Below are 10,090 nucleotides of genomic sequence, written 5' to 3' on the forward strand. Positions count from 1 at the left end.
ATGGGCTGCGGCCGGTCCGCCACCGCCGCACCACAGCCGCCGGCTTCTGCCATGCCGCAGCCGCCTGCTCCCGCCGTGGGCAGTCGCCGGGCGCCGCCTGATCGGACGCCAGCGCGTGCCGACCCAAGTAGGCCACCCATAACGCCGAGTACCCGCCAAACCCACCGTGGCCCCACCAACCCCCACGGCCTGCCCCTAGTGGGAACGCTCACGTACGGTTGACACATGACGAGCATCGGTGGTGCCGAGATGGTCGACTGGAATCTCGCGGTGGCAACCGCGACCCGGCTCGTACGGCCGGGCCCCGAGGTGAGCCGCGACGAGGCCCGGGCCGTCGTCGCCGAGCTGCGCCGACATGCCAAAGCCTCGGAGGAACACGTCCGGGGCTTCACTCGTATGGGCACGGAGGACACCCACGAGACCCCCGTCCTCGTCGTCGACCGCCCCGGCTGGGTGCGGGCGAACGTCGCCGGGTTCCGCGAGATCCTCAAGCCCCTGCTCGACAAGATGCAGGAGCGCCGCAGCGGCAGCCCGGGCGGCGCGGTCCTCGGCGCCGTCGGCGGCAAGGTCACCGGCGTCGAACTCGGGATGCTGCTGTCCTTCCTGGCCTCCCGAGTCCTGGGCCAGTACGAGACGTTCGCCCCGGCCACCCGCGAACTCCCGGCGGGTGTGAACGGCGGCGGCCGACTCCTGCTCGTCGCCCCGAACATCGTCCACGTGGAGCGCGAACTCGACGTACAGCCCCACGACTTCCGCCTGTGGGTGTGCCTGCACGAGGAGACACACCGCACCCAGTTCAGTGCCGTGCCCTGGCTGCGGGACCACCTGGAGGGCGAAATCCAGTCGTTCTTGGGGGAGACGGACGTCGACCCCATGACCGTCCTGGAGCGCATCCGTGAGGCCGCGCAGTCGCTTGCCGGCGGCCGGCCCGAGGCCGAGGAGGACGATGGCGGACGCTCGTTCGTCGAACTGGTGCAGACTCCGGCCCAGCGGGAGATCCTCGGCCGCCTCACCGCCGTGATGTCGCTCCTGGAGGGTCACGCCGACTTCGTGATGGACGGGGTCGGCCCCCAGGTCGTCCCGACCGTCGCCGAGATCCGCGAGAAGTTCCAGCAGCGACGCGCCAAGGGCGCCTCCCGACTGGACACCGCCCTGCGCAAGCTGCTGGGTCTGGATGCCAAACTCAGGCAGTACCGCGACGGCGAACGCTTCGTACGGGCCGTCGCGGACCAGGTCGGCATGGACGGCTTCAACCGCGTGTGGACCTCCCCGAACACCCTCCCGACCAAGGCGGAGATCGCCAAACCGGCGGACTGGATCGCGCGGGTGCACCGCAAGGCCGAGTCGTGAATCACGCGCCGAGTTGTGCATCTCATACGAACGTCGTGAACCGAATCCGGCCGACGGCAGGCGAACGCCCCTTCAATCACCCGTCCGAGGGACCGTGAGCCATGGGTAGGCGTGCAATGCTCGGGGAACGTCCGGGTTCTGTCACCATCTACACACTCTGAGTGACCGAGCTCGGGCTCACCCCCCGACAATTTCATGAAGGGAACCGGACAATGGGTCCCCATCCTGCGGTCGCGGCGATACGCCTGGCGGTCCGCCGCGTCCTCCACGACATCCTCACCGAACACAGCCGCACCACCGACGCCCCCGCGCCCGACAAACCGCGCGCGACCTCGTACGAGATCCCGCAGATGGCGCCGTCCGTGGCGCCGTCCGTGACCTCGACGACCTCGACCGGTGCCATGCCCGCCGCGTACGGCACGGCGCGCGAGCCGTCGTACCAGCTCCCCGGCCAGAGCCCGCAGGAGCCCCCGCGTGCTGCCCCGCACGAGCGACCCCCCTCCCCGCTCGTGCTCGTGGCATGCTCCGGCGGCGCCGACTCCATGGCCCTCGCCTCCGCGCTCGCCTTCGAAGCCCCCAAACTCGGCATCCGCGCCGGCGGCATCACCGTCGACCACGGTCTGCAGCCCGGCTCCGACCTGCGCGCCGAGGAAGTCGTCCTGCGCATGCGCGAACTCGGCCTCGACCCGGTCGAGTCCATCGCCGTGACCGTCGGCCGCCAAGGCGGACCCGAAGCCGCCGCCCGTGACGCTCGCTATGCCGCCCTCGACGCCGCGGCCGTCCGCCACGGCGCCGTCGCCGTCCTGCTCGGCCACACCCGCGACGACCAGGCCGAAACCGTCCTGCTCGGGCTCGCCCGCGGCTCCGGCATCCGCTCCCTGTCCGGAATGGCCGCGGTCTCGGGGGCCGGCGGCCGTTACCGGCGCCCCTTCCTGCAGCTCGACCGGCAGACCGCCCGCAAGGCGTGCATGGTCCAGTCCCTCCCGGTCTGGGACGACCCCCACAACTCCGATCCCGCGTACACCCGGTCGCGGCTGCGCCAGGAGGGCCTGCCCGCCCTGGAGAAGGCGCTCGGCAAGGGCGTCGTCGAGGCCCTCGCCCGCACCGCCCAGCTCTCCCGCGACGACGCCGACGCCCTCGACGCCTGGGCCGGCCAGGCCGAGGCCGCCGTACGCGACTCGGCCGGCCTCCTGGAGTGCGCCAAGCTGTACGCCCTGCCGCCCGCCGTACGCCGCCGGATCCTGCGCCGTGCCGCCATCGAGGCCGGGGCACCCGCCGGTGCGCTGTTCGCCCGCCACATCGAGGAAGTCGACCGCCTGATCACCGGCTGGCGCGGCCAGGGAGCCATCAATCTCCCCGGCAAAGTCGTCGCACAGCGCCAGGGTGGCAGACTGGTGATTCGGCAAGGCTGAATCCGGACCCTCCCACCGGCCCTCAAGCGGGTCGTGAGAGCGGCACGGAGCAGCCGGTGGGACGACCGAAAGTGATGCGGGTGGACGCGAAAGACATGGGTGCGGAGCTCCAGCAGGTGCTCATCACCAAGGAAGAGATCGACGCGAAGCTGGCCGAGCTGGCCGCGAAGATCGACGCGGAGTACGAGGGCAAGGACCTGCTCATCGTCGGCGTCCTCAAGGGCGCGGTGATGGTCATGGCCGACCTCGCCCGGGCGCTGTCCACCCCCGTCACCATGGACTGGATGGCCGTGTCGTCGTACGGCGCCGGCACCCAGTCCTCCGGTGTCGTGCGGATCCTCAAGGACCTCGACACCGACATCAAGGGCAAGCACGTCCTCATCGTCGAGGACATCATCGACTCCGGCCTGACCCTGTCCTGGCTGATCAACAACCTCGGCTCCCGCGAGCCGGAGTCCCTGAAGATCTGCACCCTGCTGCGCAAGCCGGACGCTGCCAAGGTCGCCATCGACGTCGAGTGGGTCGGCTTCGACATCCCCAACGAGTTCGTCGTCGGCTACGGCCTCGACTACGCCGAGAAGTACCGCAACCTCCCGTTCGTCGGTACGCTCGCGCCCCACGTCTACGGCGGCTGAGTCCGACGGTCCGCGAAGCCGGACCCGAAGGGCCCAAGCGCCGTACGAAGATCGGGAACCCCAGCGGGCCTCGCGCCGTTGGAGCATGCAGACGGGCTTGCCAGCCGTCCCGTGCGGCTACGGTCGTCAAAGCTGGGGTACCGTCAGAAGAACTGTCTTATCAAACTCACTATGGCAGGAGGGACGGGGCGGCACCGCTCCGTATGGATGGACGTGAAGCGATACTTCCGTGGGCCGGTCATGTGGATCGTGCTGGCCGTCCTTGCCGTGGTCGTGTTGATGCAGGTCGTCGGCTCGTCCGGCGGCTACAAGACGGTGGACACCGGCCAGGTCGTCCAGGCGATCAATAACAACAAGGTCGAGTCGGCCAAACTGACCACCGGCGACGAGCAGATCATCAAGGTCCAGCTCAAGGACGGCGCAAAGGTCGAGGGCGCCACCAAGATCCAGGCGAGCTATATCGGCGATCAGGGCGTGACCATCGCCAGCACGCTGCAGAACAAGTACCAGGACAAGCAGATCCCGGACGGCTATACGGTCTCGCCGTCCAAGCAGAACCCGTTCGTCGGCATCCTGCTCTCCCTGCTTCCCTTCGTCCTCATCGTCGTCGTCTTCCTGTTCCTGATGAATCAGATGCAGGGCGGCGGCTCCCGGGTCATGAACTTCGGCAAGTCCAAGGCGAAGCTCATCACCAAGGACACCCCGAAGACGACGTTCTCGGACGTCGCCGGCTCGGACGAGGCGGTCGAGGAGCTCCAGGAGATCAAGGAGTTCCTCCAGGAACCGGCGAAGTTCCAGGCCGTGGGCGCCAAGATCCCCAAGGGCGTACTGCTCTACGGGCCTCCCGGTACCGGTAAGACGCTCCTCGCGCGCGCCGTCGCCGGCGAGGCGGGCGTCCCCTTCTACTCGATCTCCGGTTCCGACTTCGTCGAGATGTTCGTCGGTGTCGGTGCCTCCCGAGTCCGTGACCTGTTCGAGCAGGCCAAGGCGAACGCCCCGGCAATCGTCTTCGTCGACGAGATCGACGCGGTCGGCCGCCACCGCGGCGCCGGCCTCGGCGGCGGTCACGACGAGCGTGAGCAGACGCTGAACCAGCTGCTCGTCGAGATGGACGGCTTCGACGTCAAGGGCGGCGTGATCCTCATCGCCGCGACGAACCGCCCCGACATCCTCGACCCGGCCCTCCTGCGCCCCGGCCGCTTCGACCGCCAGATCGCGGTCGACCGCCCGGACATGCAGGGCCGTCTGGAGATCCTCAAGGTTCACCAGAAGGGCAAGCCGGTCGCCCCGGACGTCGACCTGTCGGCGGTCGCCCGCCGCACGCCCGGCTTCACCGGCGCGGACCTGAGCAACGTCCTCAACGAGGCAGCGCTGCTCACGGCCCGCTCGGACAAGAAGCTGATCGACAACCACATGCTGGACGAGGCCATCGACCGCGTCGTGGCGGGCCCGCAGAAGCGGACCCGGATCATGTCGGACAAGGAGAAGAAGATCACCGCGTACCACGAGGGCGGCCACGCCCTGGTCGCGGCGGCTTCCCCGAACTCCGACCCGGTCCACAAGATCACGATCCTGTCGCGAGGCCGCGCGCTGGGCTACACGATGGTGCTCCCGGACGAGGACAAGTACTCGACCACGCGCAACGAAATGCTGGATCAGCTGGCCTACATGCTGGGCGGCCGCGCGGCCGAGGAACTGGTCTTCCACGACCCGACCACGGGCGCCGCGAACGACATCGAGAAGGCCACGGCCACCGCCCGCGCGATGGTCACGCAGTACGGCATGACCGAGCGTCTCGGCGCGATCAAGTTCGGCGGCGACAACACCGAGCCGTTCCTCGGACGTGAGATGGCTCACCAGCGCGACTACTCGGAAGAGGTCGCCGCGCTGGTGGACGAGGAAGTCAAGAAGCTCATCGAGAACGCGCACAACGAAGCCTGGGAGATCCTGGTCGAGAACCGCGACGTCCTCGACAACCTGGTGCTTCAGCTGCTGGAGAGGGAGACGCTGGGCAAGGAGGAGATCGCCGAGATCTTCGCCCCCATCGTCAAGCGTCCGCCCCGGCCCGCCTGGACCGGCTCCTCTCGGCGCACGCCGTCCACCCGCCCGCCGGTGCTCTCCCCGAAGGAGCTCGCACTGACGAACGGCGCCAACGGCGCGACGCCGGCGATCAGCACCGCGAAGTCGACGGCGGCGGAGCCCGCGCCGGCGACCGAGCCGGTTCCCGAGGAGCGTCCGGAGAGCTGACGCCCCGGCCCCGGTGACCGCACCGGCCCGGAATGGATGCCGCGCCCCCCTGGTTTTAGCCTGGGGGGCGCGGCATTTTTGTATGCACGCAGTTCAGACGCGCACGTGGCCCACACGCGCGCGACCCGCAGAGGAACGAGGCACCACATGACCGACCCCGTGACGCTGGATGGCGAGGGCTTCATCGGCGAGTTCGACGAGAAGCGCGCCGAGAACGCCGTACGCGAACTGCTGATCGCGGTCGGGGAGGATCCGGACCGTGAGGGGCTGAGGGAGACTCCGGCTCGGGTGGCGCGGGCTTATCGGGAGCTTCTGGCGGGGCATACGCAGGAACCCGAGGATGTGCTGACGACCACGTTCGATATCGGGCACGACGAGATGGTCCTGGTCAAGGACATCGAAATCGTTAGTTTGTGTGAACATCACATGCTGCCCTTCCATGGCGTAGCTCACATTGGATACATTCCGGCAGAAAGCGGCAAGATCACAGGTCTGTCGAAGCTTGCCCGGCTGGTCGAGGTGTTTGCCCGTCGCCTCCAAGTGCAGGAACGACTCACCACGCAGGTCGCCGACTCCCTCATGAAGATCCTCGAGGCCCGGGGTGTGATCGTCGTCATCGAGGCCGAGCACATGTGTATGTCGGTGCGCGGCATCCGGAAGCCTGGCGCCAAGACCACGACGTCGGCCGTGCGGGGTCAGCTTCGGGACGCTACGACCCGCGCCGAGGCAATGAGCCTGATACTGGCGCGCTGACCCGATTGTCATTGGTGCCCGATACCGTCCTTGATCAGTGAGTTGATCGCTGATCAAGGGGGATCGCGGTGGGTGTGGGCTGCCGACTTTGGACGCTGGACGGGGAACGCACGGTTCAGACGACCGTCGCACACGTGGTGACAGCAAAGGTCTGTGACGTGGTGGACGTGACGACCGACCACGTGACGTTCACTGCGGCGCCCGATCAGGTGCTGGGTACACCTGACGGGTGGGTCCATGCGAGAGACGCTGAGGCGACCGTGTTCGCGTGGACACAGGTCCCTCACCGCAGCAACCGGGTTGCCCGCCCGGCTGGAGGCAGTGACGCGTCCTTCCGGCCACCTTGCCCGCCGGCCCTGGTGAACCCGGCACCGTCACACCGTCGGCGCGGCCCCCGCCCCGTTGTGCTCGTCGTCCTCCGGGAGCTTGCAGACGCGTTCCAGGAAGATGGCCGCCGCTATGACGCCGATGCCCGCTACGACCGAGAAGCCGGCGTAGATGGCCTGGTCGCGGCGGGCGGGGATGTCGAGGAGTTCCAGGAGGAAGGCGCCCGCGCCGCCGTACATACCGGCGACGAGGGCGGCGACCAGGGCGCTGGCCTGGCCGAAGACGACCGCGCGGGCGGCCATCAGGGGGTCGACGCCCTTGGCCTCGGGGTCTCGTTCGCGCTGGGCCTTGAGGCGGGCGCGGATCGAGAGCGCCGTGGCGAGCAGGATCACGGCGATCACGGCGAGGACGATGGGGGCGGCCAGGGGGACGCTCGGAAGGGTCCCGATCGAGTTCCAGAGGCGGGCGCCCGCCCAGGACAGGACTCCGGCGACGAGGAAGATGCCGGCCAGCATCCTGATGCGCAGCTCTCTCACGGTGTCCCTTCAGCTCCCCCGGATCCCCACGGACTGTGGTCGATCGTCTTGACCTTAACGACTACTCGGGCAGCTGGAGTTCCAGGTCTCTGCGCGGTTCGACGCCGTGGCGCGTGAGGCCCGCCAGGAGGTCGGCCACCGAGCCGCGGCCCGGGAGCTGTGCCTGCGGCTCGACGTCGTGCCAGGGGGCGAGGACGAAGGCGCGTTCGTGGGCGCGCGGGTGGGGGAGGGTGAGGTTCGGGTCGTCGGAGACGACGTCGGCGTACGCGACGATGTCGACGTCGAGGGTGCGTGCGCCCCAGCGCTCGTCCCGTACGCGGTGGAAGGCCTCCTCGACCGCGTGCGCGCGCTCCAGGAGCGAGGACGGGGGGAGCGTGGTCTTGAGGACCACGACGGCGTTGAAGTAGGACGGCTGGCTTCCCGGCTCCACGCCCCAGGGCTCCGTCTCGTACACCGGGGAGACCGCCTTGATGCGGACGCCAGGGGTGTCCTCGAGCGCGTCGATGGCGCCCTGGAGGGTCTCCAGGCGGTTGCCGAGGTTGGAGCCGAGGGAGATCACGGCCCGTTTCGGGTTGTGCAGGGTGGTGTCGGCGGCGTCGACCTTCTCGACGACGGAGGCGGGTACCGGCTGTACGGTCGGGTCGCTGTGACCCTCGGTGAAGAACGCGGTCATACTCGGCTCCGGGTGATGGTGACGGTCACGTCGTCGAAGGGGACCGTGATCGGCGCGTCCGGTTTGTGGACGGTGACCTCGACCTCTTTGACCCCTTCGTGCTTCAGACAGGCCTGGGCGATGCGCGCGGCGAGCGTCTCGATGAGGTTGACCGGCTCGCCCTTCACGACGGCCACGACCTCCTCCGCCACGATGCCGTAGTGCACGGTCTTCGCCAGGTCGTCGTCGGCAGCGGCCGGCCGGGTGTCCAGGCCCAGGACGAGGTCCACGACGAAGGTCTGGCCCTCCCTGCGCTCCTCGGGGAACACACCGTGGTACCCGCGGGCCTTGAGGCCGCGCAGCGCGACACGATCCACGCGAATCACTCCTGCAATCGTCGGTGACGGCCGGTCCGTGTCGCGTGCGGGCTCCACACCGGCCTCGAACGAATCTACCTGCGGGCACTGACAGAGCCGGGCCACGGGGGCGTGGGCCCGGTCCGGGGCCAGGAGGATTCATCGAGTGTTTCCCCTGGGGAACCCGACGGCTCACGGCTTGGTAGCCGCGCCTACCCGCAGGCGCGTGATTCCAACCACTCCTTGGTCCCGGCGGGGCCCCGCAGGCCCCCGTGCGGGTGGCTCCCGCGCGTCGGACGTGCGTCGGACCTGTGGGACGCCTACCCGCTCAGGAGGGGGTGTCGTCGCTTTCTTCCTCGTCGTTTTCGGCCAGAACGGGCGACGCGTGGTGCGACCAGATCTTCCAGCCGTCGGGCGTGCGGCGGAACACGTTCGTGGCGACCACCAGCTGGCCCACGAGCGGGCCGAGCTCCTCCCCGCCCTCGGGGGCGGGGCCGCCGCTGAGGATGTTCTCGGTGCAGGTCACCAGGGCGGTGTCGCCGGTGACGGAGACGTGCACGTCGGTGAGGAAGAACTGGATGTAGTCGGTGTTCGCCATGATCAGCGCGTAGGACCTGAGGACCTCGCCGCGGCCGGTGAGCACCGGCCAGCCCGGGTGCACGCAGGAGATCACGCCGGCGTCGGCCGGGTCGTGGTACGTCTCGTCGATGCCCAGGTCGGACGGGGTGAGCCAGAGCGAGGACAGCTTTTCGAAGTCACCGCTCTCCAACGCCTCGTAGAAGGCGGTGTTGGCGGCCTCCACCTGCTCGACGTCGGTGTGGGGGGCGCTCACCGGGCTCCTTCAGCGCTGCTCACGCCGGACGCGTGCTCGGCGGTGCGCGCCTCTTCGATCGCGCGCGCGACGCGTACCGCGTCCGCCGTGGCGCGCACCTCGTGCACACGCACCGCCCACGCGCCGGCGTGCGCCGCGAGCGCCGAGACGGCGGCCGTGGCGGCGTCGCGCTCGCGGGCGGGCGGCGGCGCGCCCTCCGGCCCCGCGAGGACACGGCCGAGGAACCGCTTGCGGGAGGCGGCGACGAGGAGGGGATGGCCGAGGGCGAGGAGGCGGTCGAGGTGGGCGAGGAGGACGAGGTCGTGCTCGGCGTCCTTGGAGAAACCGAGGCCGGGGTCGACGACGATGCGGTCGGGGGCGATGCCGCCGGCCAGAACGGCCTCCACGCGCGCGTGGAGCTCGTCGACGACTTCGGCGACGACGTCGGCGTACACGCCCTTGACGTTCCCGCCCTGCAGGAAGCCGCGCCAGTGCATGACGACGAAGGGGGCGCCGGTGTCCGCGACGACCGGGATCATCGCGGGGTCGGCGAGGCCTCCGCTGACGTCGTTGACGAGAGCGGCGCCGACGGCGAGGGCCTGTTCGGCGACGGAGGCGCGCATCGTGTCGACGGAGATCGTGACGCCCTCGGAGGCGAGGTCGCGGACCACGGGGATGACGCGGCGCAGTTCCTCGGCCTCGTCGACCCGGGTGGCGCCGGGGCGGGTGGACTCACCGCCGACGTCGACCAGGTCGGCGCCCTCCTCGACCAGGGCGAGGCCGTGCTTGACGGCGGCCGTCGTGTCGAACCAGCGGCCGCCGTCGGAGAAGGAATCGGGGGTCACGTTGACGACTCCCATGACCGCGCACCGGTCCCACTGCGGAAGGCCCGCGACGCGCCCGCGTCCGCTCTGCTTGCTCATATGTTCAGCGTAGGCCCATGGGAGTGCCGCGCAGGCCGGAGGGAGTGCCGTGACGGCTTGCGGTCCGGGCGGAAGCCTGGGGTGGGGG

The 10,090-nt window shown here is 69.6% G+C and carries 10 protein-coding genes; 5 read left to right on the forward strand and 5 right to left on the reverse strand.

The features are described 5' to 3' along the window. Positions 1-225 precede the first annotated feature (225 nt). The 5 genes from ADL12_RS09870 to folE all read left to right on the forward strand — a co-directional run bounded on the left by ADL12_RS09870 (position 226) and on the right by folE (position 6,397). Entirely contained in the window at positions 226-1,350 is a 1,125-nt protein-coding gene (locus ADL12_RS09870) for a zinc-dependent metalloprotease (RefSeq protein WP_062700655.1), read from the forward strand. Positions 1,351-1,562: 212 nt separating this feature from the next. Continuing rightward, positions 1,563-2,762 carry a tRNA lysidine(34) synthetase TilS gene (gene tilS / locus ADL12_RS09875; protein WP_062700657.1) on the forward strand — a complete coding sequence of 400 codons (1,200 nt, stop codon included), beginning with the start codon at positions 1,563-1,565 and terminating at the stop codon, positions 2,760-2,762. Positions 2,763-2,836: 74 nt separating this feature from the next. Continuing rightward, positions 2,837-3,397, forward strand: coding sequence for a hypoxanthine phosphoribosyltransferase (hpt, locus tag ADL12_RS09880; RefSeq protein WP_062700659.1), 561 nt, complete (start codon positions 2,837-2,839; stop codon positions 3,395-3,397). A gap of 207 nt (positions 3,398-3,604) precedes the next feature. After that, a complete protein-coding gene (gene ftsH / locus ADL12_RS09885) occupies positions 3,605-5,644 on the forward strand; it encodes an ATP-dependent zinc metalloprotease FtsH (protein ID WP_062700661.1) in 2,040 nt (679 codons plus the stop codon). Between the two features lie 147 nt (positions 5,645-5,791). After that, the gene (gene folE, locus ADL12_RS09890) at positions 5,792-6,397 is read left to right on the forward strand and encodes a GTP cyclohydrolase I FolE (protein WP_062700663.1); all 606 of its coding nucleotides are present in this window, start codon (positions 5,792-5,794) and stop codon (positions 6,395-6,397) included. Positions 6,398-6,771: 374 nt separating this feature from the next. On the opposite strand, the gene ADL12_RS09895 is transcribed toward folE, so the two are convergent. The 5 genes from ADL12_RS09895 to folP form a co-directional block, all read right to left on the reverse strand. After that, entirely contained in the window at positions 6,772-7,260 is a 489-nt protein-coding gene (locus tag ADL12_RS09895) for a DUF3180 domain-containing protein (RefSeq protein ID WP_062700665.1), read from the reverse strand. 61 nt (positions 7,261-7,321) lie between these two features. Continuing rightward, positions 7,322-7,933 (reverse strand): 2-amino-4-hydroxy-6-hydroxymethyldihydropteridine diphosphokinase, encoded by a 612-nt coding sequence (folK, locus tag ADL12_RS09900; protein WP_062700668.1) that lies wholly within the window; start codon positions 7,931-7,933, stop codon positions 7,322-7,324. Further along, positions 7,930-8,289 carry a dihydroneopterin aldolase gene (folB, locus tag ADL12_RS09905; RefSeq protein WP_062700670.1) on the reverse strand — a complete coding sequence of 120 codons (360 nt, stop codon included), beginning with the start codon at positions 8,287-8,289 and terminating at the stop codon, positions 7,930-7,932. The genes folK and folB overlap by 4 nt, the downstream gene beginning before the upstream one ends. Positions 8,290-8,596: 307 nt before the next feature. Next, positions 8,597-9,100: a nuclear transport factor 2 family protein gene (locus ADL12_RS09910; protein ID WP_062700672.1), complete on the reverse strand. Its 504-nt coding sequence runs from the start codon at positions 9,098-9,100 to the stop codon at positions 8,597-8,599. Beyond that, a complete protein-coding gene (gene folP / locus ADL12_RS09915) occupies positions 9,097-10,002 on the reverse strand; it encodes a dihydropteroate synthase (RefSeq protein WP_062700674.1) in 906 nt (301 codons plus the stop codon). Before folP ends, ADL12_RS09910 begins: the two co-directional genes overlap by 4 nt. Positions 10,003-10,090 lie beyond the last annotated feature (88 nt).

Origin of the sequence: Streptomyces regalis (assembly GCF_001509475.1) — a bacterium.
Taxonomy (GTDB): Bacteria; Actinomycetota; Actinomycetes; order Streptomycetales; family Streptomycetaceae; genus Streptomyces; species Streptomyces regalis.